We start from the raw sequence: 15460 nt of genomic DNA, 5'->3' as shown, positions 1-15460 counted from the left end.
TCTACCTCTAAGGAGGTAGTACAGGGAAACCCTAAAACCGTTTGTTTATCAGCGTCTTAAGGTTTTCTGCCAAGTTTTTTGCTGACAAGGATCAGTCGACAACTCTTTAGAGGTAGCGCGCCCGGGATCGGCGGCAAAACCCCTTCCTGGAGCTCCACGTGCTCTGTTTTCCTGAATTCTTCCGGGACCTGCGCTGATGATCCGCTGGTTGCGCAGCTCCCTGCCCGCTCGCGCCGGGCTGGCGGTGATTCTGATCGCCGTGCTCGCCCTCGCCAGTTCGCTGAGTGCCGGACTGATCGCCTGGTTCAGCCAGGGCGATGCGGCCGCCATCAACACCGCAGGCTCGGTGCGCATGGAGACTTACCACCTGAGCTGGAAACTGGCCGCGGGTGCAACCGGCGAAGAAATCATCGCCATCAGCGACAGCCTGCAAACCCGCCTCAACAGCCAGTCACTCAAGGCGGTGCTGGAAGATGGCCCGACCGCCGCCCTGCAAATCAGCTACGGGCAAATCCAGCAGCAATGGAACGAGGATTTGCGCCCGGCACTGGAGCGCGGCGATGCCGCCTACTTTCAGGTCCAGGCCCTGCCCTTCATTGAACAGCTGAACCAGTTCGTCAACCTGTTGCAGCGCCAAAGCGAACAGAAGCAAGGCTGGCAACAGGCGATCCAGGGCCTGGCCTTGTTCACCACTATGATTATCCTGCTGCTGGGGCTCTACGAATTGCAGTACGGGGTCGTCATGCCCTTGAAAGAGTTGGTGGATGCGACCCAGCGCTTTCGTCGCGGCGATTTCAAGGTGCGGGTCAATCATCAGTCCCAGGACGAACTGGGCCAGTTGGCCACGAGTTTCAACGCCATGGCCGAGACGATTGAAGACTCCCATCGCACCCTTGAGAGTCAGGTCCAGCAAAAAACCCTGAACCTGCAACAAGCCAACGCTGCTCTCGAGTTGCTGTATCAAAGCAGTCGAAGCCTGGCCACGCGCCTAGCCAATGCCGAAGGCCTGGATGAGTTGATCCGGCGCTTCCAGCAACGCCTGCCCGGCTTGCGCCTGTCGCTGTGCCTGCAAGGACAAATGCAGGCACCGGCCCAGCAGTTGCTCGCCCTCCACGGCGCGAACATCCGCGAAGTGTGCGCCAGCAGCGATTGCGCCACGTGTCAGAAGCACCATAAAGCCAGCCCGCAAACCTTCAGCATCAGCAATCAGGGCAGTGAACTGGGTGAGCTCAAGGCGCACTTTGTCGACGGACACCCAACCCAAGCCTGGGAAACCCAATTGATCCAAGCCTTGGCCAACCTGATTGGCACCTCGCTCTCGCTCAAGCGTCAACGGGAGCAGGATCATCGCCTGCTGCTGCTCGACGAGCGCACGATCATCGCCCGCGAACTGCACGACTCACTGGCCCAGGCCCTGTCCTATATGAAGCTGCAAGTCAGCCGCCTGCAGACCCTGATGCGCCGTGGCGAACCGGTCGAAACCCTGGAAAACGTCACTGCCGAACTGCGCGAAGGGCTGAACAATGCCTACCGCCAGCTACGCGAGCTGCTGACCACCTTTCGCTTGCAGATTCACGATGCGGGGCTGGTGCAGGAACTCAAGGACACCGCCGAGGAGTTCTCCCGGCGCGGCGAATTCCAGGTGCACCTGCACGTCGACGCGCTGGCCTTTCAGTTATCGGCCAGCGAGCAAATCCACATTCTGCAGATCACCCGCGAAGCGCTCTCCAACTGCCTGCGCCACGCCCATGCGCAGAACGCCTGGCTGCAACTGCGTCAGGACGGTGAAACCGTTCGGCTCATCGTCGAAGACGACGGGCGTGGCTTCAGCGGCAACGTCGACCAACGCGAACACCACGGCCTGAAAATCATGGATGAGCGGGCCCGCAGCTTGCGCGGTCAACTCGAAATAGTCTCCAGGGAGCCGCAAGGCACCCGCGTCCAGCTGGAATTCCAACCGGAGTTTCTCGGGCAGCAAACAGAAGGTAGCGTCACATGAACCCGTCCCTGCAACACACCATCCTGCTGGTCGACGACCATCCGATGATGCGTCACGGCATCCGCCAGATGCTCGAACTCGAAGATGATTTCCTGATCGTCGGCGAAGCCAACAACGGTGAAGAAGCCCTCGTTCTGATCGAACCGCTGAAACCGGATCTGGTGCTGCTCGATAACAACATGCCGCAGATGAATGGCATTGAAACCCTGCGCCAATTACGGGCGATGCACTACACCGGCAAGGTGCTGCTGTTCACGGTCTCGGACGCCGAAGACGATATTCGCGACGCACTGCGTCTGGATGCCGACGGCTACCTGCTCAAGGACATGGAGCCCGAACTGTTGATTCAGTACATCCGCAATGCCTTGAACGGCGAATTGGTGATCAGCCCGGGGCTGACCCAAGTCATGGCCCAGGCACTGCGCTCACCGCAGCGTCAGACCGTGGTGGAACTGACCGAGCGTGAACGCCAGGTGCTGAAAACCATCGCTAGCGGCTTCAGCAACAAAGTCATCGGGCACAAGCTGGGCATCACCGAAGGCACGGTCAAGGTTCACGTGAAAAACCTGCTGCACAAACTCGGCTTGCGCTCGCGGGTCGAGGCGGCGGTGTGGGCCATGGAGCACCTGCGCAATGCGGGCTGACGGGCATCCCTCCTTGGAGGTAGGCCGGCAGAGGCATAGGTCATTCGCCTCTTGCTCTCTACTATGAGCGTCAGCGGAGGTACGCCATGCTGACCCACCCTTCCATCGTTTTAACGTTGCGTCGTCATCATCTGTTCAGCCAACTGCCGGAGAAAATCTTCGAGGAAGTCTGCGGCCTGGCCATGCTCAAACGCCTGGCCTGTCACAGCACACTCATGCATCAAGGGGACCCGGCCAAGCGTTTTTTCCTGCTAGTCAGCGGTCAGATCAAGTTGTATCGGCTTACCGGTGAAGGCCAGGAGAACCTGGTGGAGATCATTCAGCCCGGCCAGACCTTTGCCGAAGCGTTGCTGTTCAGCCAGGCCCGTCTCTACCCGGTGAGCGCCACGGCGCTGAAGGACAGCGTGCTGGTGAGTATCGAGGGCAGCCATTACCGCAACGCCCTGGAAGACCAGCCGAAAGTCTGCCTGGCGATCCTGGCGAGCATGAGCGTGCACCTGCACCTGCGTCTGCGCGACATCGACACCTTGACCATGGCCAGCGCGAGCCGTCGGGTGATCAATTTCCTGTTCCAGGAACGCAACCCGGTCAGCGGCTTGATTGTCTTGCAGGTGTCCAAACGCCTGGTGGCCTCGAAGCTGGGTATTCAGCCGGAAACGTTTTCGCGGATCTTGCACCGCCTGGTGGACAGCGGCCTGATCGCGATGGAACGTCGCAACATCAGCATCCTCGCCGAAGAGGATCTCGCGGCTTTCCAATAGACGGAATTGACCGCAGTCAATGCGCAAAGCCACCGGCCTTGCACACTGAAGAAGTCCATCCATGGAGAACGCTCATGTCTCGTTCAACCTTGCCCCTGATTTACTCCTGCTCAGGCTGCTCCAACGTCGCCCAACTGGCCAATACCCTGGCCGTGCGGCTTGATCGCAGCGGCCTGGCTGAAATGTCCTGCATCGTTGGGGTTGGCGGGCATGTGGCGGCGTTGGTCAACAAGGCGAGCTCGGGACGGCGGATTTTTGCGCTGGATGGTTGCCCGTTGCAATGCGTTGAAAACTGCCTGAAGCAGCATGGTCTGCATGCGGATGTGCATTTGATTCTTAGCCATTATGGGTTGCGTAAGCGTTATGGCGAGGACTGCACGCCAGCAGAGAGTGATGAGTTGTTTGAACAGATCAAAGAGTTGATTAGCAGTGATGCCCGGCAGCATGAAAGCCGGCAGGAAACGATGGCCTGAAGAACACAAAAACCCTGTGGGAGCGGGCTTGCCCGCGATGGCGTAGTGTCAGGCGATGAGGTTTTTGAGGGTGGTGTACATATCCGTTGCTGCGGTAACGGCTTCTATTGGTTTCGCTTTTACAGCGAGTCACTTGGAAAAGCCCCAAGTAACCAAGGGCTCTTGCCCCTGTCGTTCGGTGGCTCGCCTAGGCTCGCCATGCCCTCGCTCCGGTCCTGCTCCGTGGGCCCGCCGCCATCGGCCATCCATGGCCGGGGGCGGCTAACCCGGCATCCATGCAGGGTTGCCCACTGCGCAGAACCTCCACTCGGCCTCTCGAGGGGGCGAACACCGCAAAAGCAGCGCGAGGCGGCCTACCGGCCGGCCTGCCTCTTCAAGCGTACGCATTCCCCTGTGGGAGCGAGCTTGCTCGCTCCCACATTTTGATTTTCACCGAGCATGGGATTGGTGTAGGCCGCCTCGCTTTTGATTTTGATCTTGATCTGCCCCGTCGGAAGGCCGAGCGCAGGTTCTGCGCAGTGGGCACCGCGGCAAGGATGCCGCGGTAGCCGCCCCCGGCCATGGATGGCCGATGGCGGCGGGCCCACGGAGCAGGACCGGAGCGAGGGCATGCCGAGCCGAAGCGAGGCACCGTACGTCAGGGGCAAAAGCGTTTGGTTACTTGGCGCTTTTCCAAGTGACCCGCCGTAAGGGCGGAACCAATAGCAGCCGTTACCGCAGCAACGGATATGTACCCCAACCAAAAACACAGGTCGGCTATCAGGCCGCCAACCCCTTCCCTGCCCGCTCCAGATTGCGCCACAGCCACACAGGCAACACATCAGGATCAAGACTGTCGATCAGGTTCTTCAACGCCAACCCCAACTCCGTATCACCCTCAATCACCAAACGCCGGCGAAAGAACAACGTATCCGGATCTTCCTGACGGCTCGCCAGCAATAAAAACTCTCGCCAGTTACCGCTAATAGTCACATGCGCCGTGGCATGTTCAGCTATTCGCAACCCTTGACGGGTCAGCGTCAAATACCAGGACAACCCCAGATCTGGAATCCGCAAGCACAACCAACGCCCACGCAACACTTCAAATTCACCATCGCGTAACGGCTCGGCGAGGCAGCGATTGAGCGCCTGCTGCAACGCCAGGCGCTGCACCGCAAAGGGCACCCGGCGCACCAACGGCAATAACCGGTCGGCACCTTTCAACAACCACTTTTTACGATTCAACACAGGCCGACCTCCTCGACGCGCAACATGCCGGCCTGACCATGCCAGTAACCGTTGCAACCGTCGACGAACAGCGGCGGCGTCTCGCCCAAACGAACCCGTTGATAGGCGGCAATGACCTCGGCCATGCCCTGAGCACGAGGGCTCAGGCGCAACAAATCGGCACCGCAGGCCACCAGCCCAGTGTAATCCGCCAGCAGATTGGTCACCTCCGCCGACATTGTCTGAATACCGTTGATGGTGAACAGCGCCTGCCCTTCCTGACTGGTCAACGGCAGGCCATCGGGGTAGTTGAGGCAGCAAAACCGGCAGTCGTCCTTGGGCAGGTTTTCCGCCCGGGCCGTGAAGCAGCGTGCGGAATAGGCCAACGGCAAATGCCCATAGGCAAAGATCTCGACTTCCGGCACCTCACGGCCCAGTCCGCGCACTTGATCGAGCACATCGCCAATCAGCGCCGCCGAACATTCCACCGGCGGCACCCAACGGGTCATCCCGCAGTCCAGCAGTTGTGCCAGCGTGTGACCGTTGTACAAATTCAGCGCCGGGCCGCCCACGAACGGCAACTTGCGCTCGGCCAGAAACTGCACCGCGCCCATGTCGTTGGCCTCCACCAGCAATTGGCCGTTGTCGCAGAGCCTTCGCAGGCTGGAGAGCTCGGAGGCCGCTTCGATCAGCGTCAGGCTGGAGATCACCAACTGTGCCTGGCTGCACTCCTGCAACTCGCGCCCCAATCCCAGCCATTGATCCAGTGAAAAAGACCGGCGTTTCGAACACACGGTTTCCCCCAGATAAATCACATCCAGGGGCAAGGCCGACATCTCGGCGTAAAAGTTGCTGAGTTGCTCTTTGTCCCAATAAAACAGGACCGGTCCAAGACTGAGCTTCATGTGGCCTCCCTCATTGCCATGATCGATGGTAAGCACCCAGGGTGGTCTGGCTGCCTTCGGACAAACCGGCCAGCACCCGGCGCCATTCCTCCTTGACCCGAAAACTGCCCGGCGAACCGCGATGGGCATCCAGTGCCGCGCGCCAGACGCGGGTGACTTGTTCGACATAGGCCGGACTGCGTTGCCGGCCTTCGATTTTTACCGCTTCGACGCCGATGGCCGTCAATTCCGGCAGCAAGTCCAGGGTGTCGAGGCTGGTGGGTTCTTCCAGCGCATGAAAGCGTTTGCCGCCGACCAGGAAGCGGCCCTTGCACAGGGTTGGGTAACCGGCGGGTTCGTCAGGGGTGTAACGGTCGATCAGCACTTCACTGAGCCGTGCGCTCAAGCCGTCGGCGTCGTCGCTCCAGCGCACCGCTTTGGCCGGCGAACAGACACCGCACAGGTTCGGCGACTCGCCAGTAATGTAGGAAGACAGATGGCAGCGCCCTTCGGCCATGATGCACAAGCTGCCAAAGCCAAAGACCTCGATGGGCACCGGGCTGCTCGCAGCGACCTGGCGCACTTGCGCCAACGACAACACACGTGGCAGCACCGCGCGCCGAATCCCGTAACGCTGCGCATAAAATTCCAGCGCTGCAGCGTGGGTCGCTGAGCCCTGGACCGACAAGTGCAACGCCAGTTGCGGATGGCGCTGGCTGGCGTAGTTGAGCACCCCGGGGTCGGCGGCGATCAGCGCATCCACGCCGAAATCGGCGGCACGATCGACCGCCCGCTGCCAACGTTCCCAGCCCTTGGGTTGTGGGTACGTGTTGACCGCGACATAGAGTTTGCGTTGATGCTGGCGGATGTGGGCGACCGCCGCGTCGAACTGTTTGTCGTCCATGTTCAGCCCCGCGAAATGCCGGGCATTGGTGTCATCGCGAAAACCGACATAAACGGCATCGGCGCCTTCGCGCACCGCCGCTTTCAGCGCAGGCAGGTTCCCTGCCGGGCAGACCAGTTGCATGGGTAATCCTCATGGAAAAACGCAGTCCGGGGCCTAATCAGTCATGGTTGGAATGCACTTGTGGCGAGCGAGCTTGCTCCGGGCGGCGTTCCGACGCTGGACTGCGCAGCAGGCCTGAATAACAGGGCCGCTTCGCGACCCAGCGGGAGCAAGCTCCCTCGCCACAGAGTCTAACGAGACCGGCAGGCGCGGCCTTGACGGCAATCAATTGCCATCAATGCATCAGGTCGGCGAAGGACAGGAACATCACGTTGTCGTGCTTGAGCACTTGCTGCTCGCACTCGATCACCGCCAGCCCGTCGGCCCAACACGCGGCGGTCAACATCGCCGAGCTTTGCTGAGGGTGCAGCTCCACGCTCATCTGGCCGTTAGCGTCAGGAGTGAGTCTTGCCCGCAAGTACTGCCGACGTTTGTTGCGTTGCAACCAGTCGAACCCGGCGGACACGGCCAATGGCACCGGCAACACGTCTTTGACACCCTGCGCCCTGAGCAGAAACGGACGCACCACCACCAACGCGGTAATCAGCGCCGCCGAAGGATTGCCCGGCATGCCGATCCAGGGTTTTCCGGCCACTTCGCCGAAGGCCAGCGGTTTACCCGGCTGAATGGCCAACCGCCAGAAATCCAGGCTGCCCAGTTCCTCGATGGCCTGCTTGAGGTGATCTTCCTCGCCCACCGAGACGCCACCGGAACTCAACAACAGGTCGCATTCCGAGGACGCCAGGCTCAAGGCATGCCGGCTGGCCGCCAACTCATCGGCCATGACGCCATAGTCATGCACCTCGACGCCCCAGCCACTCAACAACGCCGCGAGGCAGTAGCGATTGCTGTTGTAAATCTGTCCGGGCGCCAATGAATCGCCCGGCTCACGCAGTTCATTGCCACTGCTGAGCAAGCACACCTGCAACGGTCGATAAACCTTGACCTGCGCGATGCCAGCGCCGGCCAGCAACCCCACTTCCTGCGCACGCAGGCGTTTACCGGCCTGGAGTAACAGGTCTCCCCGGCGAACCTCCTCGCCTTCCTTGCGCACGTGATCGCCAGCGCTTACGGGTGGAAACCAGACACGCTCGCCGTCGATCCGGCAGCGCTCCTGCGGCACCACGGTGTCGGCTCCCGGCGGCAATGGCGCGCCGGTAAAAATCTGTACTGCCTGCTGCGCGAGCAAGGGCGAGCACGCCGGATCCCCCGCCGCAATTCGTCCGCCAATCAACAAGCAGCCTCCGTCCGGTGGCAGGTCAGCTGCCCTGAGGGCGTAACCGTCCATGGCACTGTTGTCCCAGGCCGGCAGGTTGACGGGGGAATGTATGTCCGCCGCCAACACCCGCCCCAAGGCTTGATCCAGTCCGATCTTTTGCGCCAGGGGCGGCGGCGGTGCCTGATCCAGCAGACGGCTGATGGCCTCGTCCACCGGCATCAGGTGGCCAAGGTCACACACCCGGCCGGTCATGAACGTGTCTCGCAGGCGTCGATGACCCGTTGCGCTTGCGGTTTCAAATGCGGGGCGAAATTGCACGGGCCGGTGCGGCTGTCCAATTGTTCGAGCAGGATCTGGTTCCAGGCGGTTCGACACGCGCCCGGCGAACCCGGCACGCAGCACACCAACACGCCGTTGCTCATCCCGGCCAATGCGCGGGATTGCAGACTCGACATGCCGATCTCCGCCAGGGACACCTGACGGAACAGTTCACCGAAGCCTTCCACGTGTTTGTCCAGCAACGGCAGCACCGCTTGCGGAGTGTTGTCGCGGGCGGTGAAACCGGTGCCGCCGGTCATCAGTATCACTTGAACCTGAGGGTCGGCGATCCAGTGAGAGACCTTGGCGCGGATCTGATAAATGTCGTCCTTGACCAGATCACGGTCGATCAATACATGCCCGGCCGTTTGCAGCAAATCCGTCAGGGTCTGCCCCGAGGTATCGGTGTCAAAGGTGCGCGTATCGCTGATGGTCAGCACGGCAATGTTCAGGGGTTCAAACGTGCGTTGCGCCAGATGGGCCATATCCAAGCCTTCCCGTAAATGAGGGGTATGGGACAAAGCGTGAACCGGAATCCCTGGTGAGCCTATTCCTCCAAGGAGGTACCTCCACAGGTTCTGCGCTAGTTTGATAATGGGGCTCAAGGTGCCAGGCGGTTTCGTTGCCAGGCGCCATCGCGCAACCGGTAATCGAGACGGTCATGCAAGCGGTCGGCGCGCCCCTGCCAGAACTCCAGACGTTCAGGGTGCAGGCAGTAGCCGCCCCAATGCTCGGGCCGCGGCACAGTCTTGCCGGCAAAACGTTGGGTGGTTTGTAGCAACAGCGATTCAAGCTCGGCCCGATTGGCCAAGGGCCGGCTTTGCGGTGAAGCCCAGGCGCCCAGGCGACTGTCCTGTGAGCGGGAATCGAAGTACGCATCCGACAGCGTCGGGTCGAGCCTGGAGACCTGGCCTTCGATACGCACCTGGCGCTCCAGGCTCGGCCAGAAAAAGGTCATGGCGGCATGCGGGTTAGCGGCCAGTTGCTGGCCTTTGTCACTCTGGTAATTGCCGAAAAAGGTGAAGCCTTCATCGCTCAAGCCCTTGAGCAGCAAGACCCGACAGTGCGGGCGCCCTTCACTGTCGACCGTCGCCAACACCATGCTGTTGGCTTCGACAGGCACGCGCTCGGTGTCGCGGGCCAGTTGCATCCATTGCCGGAACATGGCCATCGGGTCGTCCAGCGCCGACTCGTCTTGCAGGCCAAAAAGGGTGTAGTTACGGCGCATCTGTGCCAGGGAAAGGGGCATGACAGTGATCTCCAGGAAGGTTCCGCCCAGTGTGCAATGCACGGCGCAACACCACCTTGACCCCCATCAACACTAAGCACGCCCAACCTTATTTAAGGCGCAGACGCCGAGCCAGTTTGTGCAGGTTGCTGGGATCGACTTCCAGAATCCGCGCGGCGCTGGCCCAGTTCTCCCCGGACAGGCTCAAGGCCTGGAGGATTTTCTTGCGCTGGTAATCGTCGACCGCTTCACTCAGGGGCTGGAACGGCTCATCCGCCGTCACGTCCAGGGGACTTTCGACGACCGCGCCCTGCCCGCCCATGGCACTGTCGAGGTCCAGAATCTCGGGTTCCAGCGTCATGATCAGGGTGCGACTGGTGCCGCGACTGAGCTGCTTCAACGCGGCGCGGCTGATCACATGCTCCAGCTCGCGCACGTTGCCCGGCCAGCTGTAAGCCAGCAGCGCCCGCTCGGCCGCTGGCGACAGACGCAAGCCGCGCAAGCCAAGCCGCGCCCGATTGAGCTCAAGGAAATGCCCGGCCAGCATCAACACATCGTTGCCCCGCTCGCGCAGCGGCGGAATCGGCACCGGGTACACCGAGAGCCGGTGATACAGATCGGCCCGAAACAAGCCGTCGCGGATGCTGTCCGGCAAGTGCCGGTTGGTCGCGGCGATGATTCGCACATTGACATGCAACGGCTTGTCGGCACCGAGACGCTGGATCTCGCCGTTCTGCAGAGTGCGCAGCAGCTTCGCTTGCACGGCCAATGGCAATTCGCCGACTTCGTCGAGAAACAGCGTGCCACCGTTGGCCGCATCGAAACGTCCGGCACGGTCACTGGTGGCGCCGGAAAACGCGCCTTTGACGTGGCCGAACAATTCACTCTCTGCCAGAGACTCCGGCAAGGCGGCGCAGTTGACCTGCACCAGCGGCTTATGACTGCGGCGCGACAGACGATGCAAGCGCCTTGCGAACAGCTCTTTGCCGACGCCGGTCTCGCCCAGCAGCAACACCGGCAGCTCGGAATCGGCCAGTACGTCCAATTCATTAAGCAACTGATGCAGCACTTCACTCTGCCCGAGGATTTCGCCTTCATCAGCCGGCCGCCGCACATCTTGAATATCGCTGCGGGACAAGCGCAGGCTGCGGTTTTCCTGCTCGAGCCGGGTGACTCGCACGGCGGCTTCGATCTGCAAGGTGCAGCGCTTGAGTTCTTCCCGCGCACGGCTGTCGAAGGTCCCGGCGTGCAGCGCATCGAGGGTAATCGCGCCCCAGATCCGCCCCTCCACATACAGGCTCACGCCCATGCAGTCATGCACCGGCAGTGGTTCGCCGACATGGTCGTCGAGCAAGCCGTCATAAGGGTCCGGCAAGCGACTGTCGGGCTCGAACCAGGTGGGTTCGCGCGACGCCATGATCGCCGCCAGCCGCGGATGCTGGGCGATGACAAACCGGCGGCCCAACGCTTCATGCACCAGCCCCACCGTCGCGACCGGTCTCAAACTGTCGTCATCCAGACGCAGTAATCCCACGGCGCCACTGTTGAAGTACTCGCGCAGGGTCTGGACCAGTCGTTGCAACCGCACAGCATTGGGCAACTCGACAATCAGGTCGGCCGCCAGGCTTTCACGCAGCATGGTAGTTATTACCCTCTATGGTTGGATTCACCCTAATGCGTCCGGGTGTCTATCACCACAACTAAAAATAAAGCCCTATTTTTCAATACGTTAGATATGGCATGCCGGGTGCAATGAGTTTGGGGAACCGTTGAAATCCAAACAAGGAACCTCCTGATGAGCCTGAACCTACTGGAACAAAGCCTCGGCCAACTGGCCTGCGACATTCCCGGCGCCACGCGGATTTTTCACACCTTCAAACTGGACTTCTGTTGTGGCGGGCATAAAAGCCTGCGCGAAGCGGCCGCTGGCAAAGACCTCGACCCGGCCTTGATTGCCGACGCGCTGCACCGGCTGCAAGACACCGGCGAAACCCAACACGACTGGCGCAACGAACCGTCGGAGCTGTTGATCGCCTACCTTCTGGCGCGCTACCACGCCCGCCATCGCGAGCAACTGCCGGAACTGATTCGCCTGGCCCGTCGCGTCGAGCAGGTCCACGGTGCGCGCAGCAGCTGCCCCAACGGCCTGGCCGATCTGCTGACCGACATGCAACAAGAACTCGAAGGCCACATGCTCAAGGAAGAACAAGTGCTCTTCCCGATGCTGCAACAGGGCATCGGCCCTCAGGCCGCCCCTCCGATCCAGGTGCTGCGCTTTGAACATGATCAACATGGCGAAGCCCTCGAAAAGCTGCTCGCGCTGACCAACAACATCACCCCGCCGCCCGATGCCTGTAACACCTGGCGGGCCCTTTATCGTGGGCTGGTGGAGTTTCGTGATGACCTGATGCAACACATCCATCTGGAGAACAACGTGTTGTTTGTTAATGCCTTGAACTGTCGTCATTGATCGATTGCCGCTCACACCCGACCCGCGCCAGCCCACCGGTTGACGCGGGTTTTGTCTGTCAGGGAAGGCGAGCGATCAACCGTGCCAATAGAACATCGCCTTGGCCAGGATCACGATCAACACCATGTGCCCGAGGATGCTGCGGCGAATCCAGCTGGCGCGGGTCGTGGTCAGTCGTGCGCTTTTCAGCCAGTACGCCAGCAAAAAGTAATGGCCGATGATGCTCAAGGCCAGGACGATTTTCAGGCTCAGCAACGTGCCAAAACTACTCGCCAGCGGCTGACTCAATACGCCACGGTGTTGCCACGCCAGGCTGATGCCGGCGCCATACAACAGCAACACCACGCCATGCAGCACCTTGCGCGAACGCACTGCAATCGCTTGATCTGCGGTCGTTTGCGCGCCATCTGCCAACTGCTGGCGGGCGCGGTGCCAGATGACCACTTCGAAAAACAGCGTGCCGATAAAGGCAATCGCTGCCAGCAAGTGGGTGACCAGTAAAAAGGGATATAACACTGGCAGCCTCCATCAGTTGACTTGCTTAGCCCGGATGGCCATCCACCCGCGCCCGCAGCAGCATCGGCCCATAGCGCCAGGCGTACAGCGCAAACGCCAGCGCCCAGCACAGACCGGCCAGCCACAACGCAGGCAGGGGAAAGAACAGGATCAACACGACCCGGCTCAGACAGGCCAGGTTGAGCAAAATGAACGCCAGGGTCATGCCCGACGGCGGCTCCAGCGCGCGGCCGGTATGCCCCAGACTGACCCGCGCAATCATCGCCAATACCAGGCCGCCCATGGCGCCGATGGTCAGGCAATGCACCGCCAGACTCGCGTTGATCGGCACGCCAAAATGCCACAGCGCCATTGCGAGACAGGCCACCGCCAACCAGGCATACGCCAGGTACAACGACCACAGCAACGGCACGCGCCAGAGAGCGCGATCATGCCAGCGAACCAGACGCACCAGATGCCCGGCGGCCAACACGGCGAACAACAGCCCGACCCAAAGAGTGGGGTCAAGCGCAGGTCCGGCGGCGTACAACAACGCCACCAGCGGTGAACCAATCAGCAGCAGCCAATCCAGCCACGGCCAAGGGGTAACGCCTTCGACCTTGCCGAGACCGCGCTGGATGAAGAACGGAATGACGCGCCCGCCGATCAGCCCCATCATCGCCGCCACCAGCCAGAGGCCGGTCAGCACGCCTTGGCGCTGCCAGCCTTCATGACCTTCGACCAGGCCGTACAGGGACAACCCGTCGGCCGCCGCTAACAACAGCAGCACCACCGCAATCGGGTAGTTACGAGTCTGCCGCACCTTCCACAAGGTGAAACCCATGAGCGCGGCCACCGCCAGCGGGAACGCCAATTCCAGCACCGCAAGCACCGGCCACGGTGCATTGACCAGCCAGGCCACACGCGCCAACAACCACAGCAATGCCAGCGCGGCCAAGGGTCGACCGCTGAGGCCGGGGCGACCGGTCCAGGTCTGCACTGCCGTCAGCAGAAAGCCCGCGATGATCGCCAAGCCGAACCCGAACAACAATTCATGTCGATGCCAGCCCAGCCAGCCACCCGCCGGCTGCCAGCCGGAAAGCGCACCACTGAAGGCCGCCAGCCAGAGCGGAATGACCAGCACTGCCAACAGGCAGCCGGCGAGGAAAAATGGCCGAAAGGCCAAACGTAACAGCGGCGCGATGGCCATCGCTTTACGGCGGTCGAGCACTTGCATATAGCCACTCCTTTACCTTGCTGCTGACCTGACGCTAACCCGCACGCGTCGAAGTAAGTCCGGGGGCAATGATCGGGTATTGGCGATCAATTGCCTTTGTCGCAGATCAAGTGTGCAAGGGGCGTGCCCTGCAGCTTTCTCGTATTCCTGTGGCGAGGGAGTTTTCCCTTGTAGGAGCGAGCCTGCTCGCGATAGCGGCGGGTCAGCCGACATGGATGCTGAATGTACCGCCATCATCGCGAGCAGGCTCGCTCCTACAAGGGTGATCGGCTCAGGGTAGAAATGACCCGTTAATGGTTAATTAGACCCTAAACATCGCGGTCTTTTTTACCCTCTTTTCCGACAACCCCAATAAACAAGGGCCTCCAGGCATGGCCCGCGTCTTGCTCAAGCTTTCAGCAATCAAAGAAACCTTGATCCCTCTCGATCCCCAGGAGTCGTCATGAAAAAAGTCATCCAGCCACTGGCCTGGTTTGTCGTGTTGACCTCGGTTCTGGCGTTGGCCAGCGGTGTCTCGCTGGGCCTCGTTTGACTTGATTGCCATCCCCTCCTCAATCCTCAGGATGAATTCTTATGGTGCTTCATCGCGTCCATCACCAGATTCTGCGCAGTCATCACTTGTTCGAGCCGTTGAACGAAGAACAGCTGGATGAGTTGATGAGTACCAGCCACTTGCTGAGCATCGACAAAGGCGAACCGCTGTTCCGTCAGGGTGAGCCGGCAGACTCGTTTTATTTCATCATTGCCGGTGCGGTGAAGATCTACCGACTGACACCCGATGGGCAGGAGAAAGTGTTTGAGGTGATCAGCGATCGGCAAACCTTCGCCGAGGCGATGATGCTGATGGACACCCCGAACTACGTGGCCTCGGCCGAAGCGATCTGCCCCACCCAGCTCTACCGATTATCCAACAACACCTACATGCGCCTGCTGCAAAGCAATAGCCGACTGACCTTTGCGCTGCTGGGCAAACTCTGCGTTCGCCTGCATCAACGGGTCAACGAAATCGAAACCCTGTCCCTGAAAAACGCCACCCACCGGGTCGTGCGTTATCTGCTGACGCAACTGGTGCGCCAGCAAACCGTTGACAGCCAATTCGAACTGCCGATGGCCAAGCAACTGATTGCCGGGCATCTGTCGATCCAGCCGGAAACCTTTTCGCGGATCATCCGTCGCCTGATCGACGAAAGAATCATCACCCAGGACGGCCGCCAGATCGCCATTCTCGATCGTCTGCGCCTGGAACAGTTCGAGTGAGCGCCATGCCCGTCTGTTTGTATTGCCAACACGTAAACCCTGCGCAAGAAACCGAGTGCCGCCAATGCGGCATGCCCCTGCCGGAATTCGCCGCACAGGCGGGGGAACGCCGGCTGCGCCGATTCATGTGGTTCTGCATCGGCCTGACGATCTTCTGCGTGACGATGTTTTTCTGGTTGCCACGCAGTATCTGATCCCCACACATCCCCCCGTAGCAGCTGCCGAGCCTGCGAGGCTGCGTCCGGCTGCGCAGCAGTCGTAAA

Annotated in this window: 16 protein-coding genes; 7 read left to right on the top strand and 9 right to left on the bottom strand. The window is 60.9% G+C overall.

Annotated features, from left to right (window positions below; translation table 11 throughout):
- Nucleotides 1–196: 196 nt before the first annotated feature.
- The 4 genes from ABH912_RS04295 to ABH912_RS04280 all read left to right on the top strand — a co-directional run bounded on the left by ABH912_RS04295 (nt 197) and on the right by ABH912_RS04280 (nt 3877).
- Complete coding sequence (locus ABH912_RS04295; protein ID WP_033059078.1) at nt 197–1999, top strand: HAMP domain-containing protein; 1803 nt, start codon at nt 197–199, stop codon at nt 1997–1999.
- Nucleotides 1996–2643, top strand: coding sequence for a two-component system response regulator NarL (gene narL, locus ABH912_RS04290; RefSeq protein WP_033059076.1), 648 nt, complete (start codon nt 1996–1998; stop codon nt 2641–2643). The genes ABH912_RS04295 and narL overlap by 4 nt, the downstream gene beginning before the upstream one ends.
- Nucleotides 2644–2729: 86 nt before the next feature.
- Nucleotides 2730–3404 (top strand): Crp/Fnr family transcriptional regulator, encoded by a 675-nt coding sequence (locus tag ABH912_RS04285; protein ID WP_033059073.1) that lies wholly within the window; start codon nt 2730–2732, stop codon nt 3402–3404.
- A gap of 74 nt (nt 3405–3478) precedes the next feature.
- Nucleotides 3479–3877, top strand: coding sequence for a putative zinc-binding protein (locus ABH912_RS04280; RefSeq protein WP_033059071.1), 399 nt, complete (start codon nt 3479–3481; stop codon nt 3875–3877).
- Between the two features lie 759 nt (nt 3878–4636).
- Here the strand turns inward: ABH912_RS04280 and ubiT are convergent.
- The 7 genes from ubiT to norR form a co-directional block, all read right to left on the bottom strand.
- The gene (ubiT, locus tag ABH912_RS04275) at nt 4637–5104 is read right to left on the bottom strand and encodes a ubiquinone anaerobic biosynthesis accessory factor UbiT (RefSeq protein ID WP_033059069.1); all 468 of its coding nucleotides are present in this window, start codon (nt 5102–5104) and stop codon (nt 4637–4639) included.
- Nucleotides 5098–5988 carry a U32 family peptidase gene (locus ABH912_RS04270; RefSeq protein WP_429509712.1) on the bottom strand — a complete coding sequence of 297 codons (891 nt, stop codon included), beginning with the start codon at nt 5986–5988 and terminating at the stop codon, nt 5098–5100. Before ABH912_RS04270 ends, ubiT begins: the two co-directional genes overlap by 7 nt.
- 10 nt (nt 5989–5998) lie before the next feature.
- Nucleotides 5999–6994 carry a ubiquinone anaerobic biosynthesis protein UbiU gene (gene ubiU / locus ABH912_RS04265; RefSeq protein ID WP_033059066.1) on the bottom strand — a complete coding sequence of 332 codons (996 nt, stop codon included), beginning with the start codon at nt 6992–6994 and terminating at the stop codon, nt 5999–6001.
- Nucleotides 6995–7208: 214 nt separating this feature from the next.
- Nucleotides 7209–8444 carry a molybdopterin molybdotransferase MoeA gene (locus ABH912_RS04260; RefSeq protein WP_429509711.1) on the bottom strand — a complete coding sequence of 412 codons (1236 nt, stop codon included), beginning with the start codon at nt 8442–8444 and terminating at the stop codon, nt 7209–7211.
- The gene (gene moaB / locus ABH912_RS04255) at nt 8441–8995 is read right to left on the bottom strand and encodes a molybdenum cofactor biosynthesis protein B (protein ID WP_046052662.1); all 555 of its coding nucleotides are present in this window, start codon (nt 8993–8995) and stop codon (nt 8441–8443) included. The genes ABH912_RS04260 and moaB overlap by 4 nt, the downstream gene beginning before the upstream one ends.
- A 116-nt stretch (nt 8996–9111) precedes the next feature.
- Nucleotides 9112–9759, bottom strand: coding sequence for a pyridoxamine 5'-phosphate oxidase (pdxH, locus tag ABH912_RS04250; protein ID WP_033059059.1), 648 nt, complete (start codon nt 9757–9759; stop codon nt 9112–9114).
- A gap of 88 nt (nt 9760–9847) precedes the next feature.
- A complete protein-coding gene (gene norR / locus ABH912_RS04245; protein ID WP_033059058.1) occupies nt 9848–11377 on the bottom strand; it encodes a nitric oxide reductase transcriptional regulator NorR in 1530 nt (509 codons plus the stop codon).
- Between the two features lie 156 nt (nt 11378–11533).
- On the opposite strand from norR, the gene ytfE reads away from it, so the two are divergent.
- Nucleotides 11534–12208 (top strand): iron-sulfur cluster repair protein YtfE, encoded by a 675-nt coding sequence (gene ytfE / locus ABH912_RS04240; protein ID WP_429509710.1) that lies wholly within the window; start codon nt 11534–11536, stop codon nt 12206–12208.
- Nucleotides 12209–12283: 75 nt separating this feature from the next.
- Here ytfE and ABH912_RS04235 read toward each other — a convergent pair whose 3' ends face one another.
- Together ABH912_RS04235 and ABH912_RS04230 are read right to left on the bottom strand one after the other, a co-directional pair.
- Nucleotides 12284–12724, bottom strand: coding sequence for a CopD family copper resistance protein (locus tag ABH912_RS04235; RefSeq protein ID WP_429509709.1), 441 nt, complete (start codon nt 12722–12724; stop codon nt 12284–12286).
- Between the two features lie 25 nt (nt 12725–12749).
- Complete coding sequence (locus tag ABH912_RS04230) at nt 12750–13940, bottom strand: NnrS family protein (RefSeq protein WP_429509708.1); 1191 nt, start codon at nt 13938–13940, stop codon at nt 12750–12752.
- A gap of 573 nt (nt 13941–14513) precedes the next feature.
- Here ABH912_RS04230 and ABH912_RS04225 point away from each other — a divergent pair.
- Both ABH912_RS04225 and ABH912_RS04220 read left to right on the top strand, forming a co-directional pair.
- Nucleotides 14514–15197 carry a Crp/Fnr family transcriptional regulator gene (locus tag ABH912_RS04225; protein ID WP_033059051.1) on the top strand — a complete coding sequence of 228 codons (684 nt, stop codon included), beginning with the start codon at nt 14514–14516 and terminating at the stop codon, nt 15195–15197.
- A 5-nt stretch (nt 15198–15202) separates the two neighbouring features.
- The gene (locus tag ABH912_RS04220; protein ID WP_429513043.1) at nt 15203–15391 is read left to right on the top strand and encodes a protein DnrP; all 189 of its coding nucleotides are present in this window, start codon (nt 15203–15205) and stop codon (nt 15389–15391) included.
- Nucleotides 15392–15460 lie beyond the last annotated feature (69 nt).

The organism is Pseudomonas sp. BT76 TE3572 (genome assembly GCF_050435365.1).
GTDB lineage: Bacteria > Pseudomonadota > Gammaproteobacteria > Pseudomonadales > Pseudomonadaceae > Aquipseudomonas > Aquipseudomonas fluorescens_W.
This window is presented reverse-complemented; position numbering and strand designations above follow the sequence as displayed.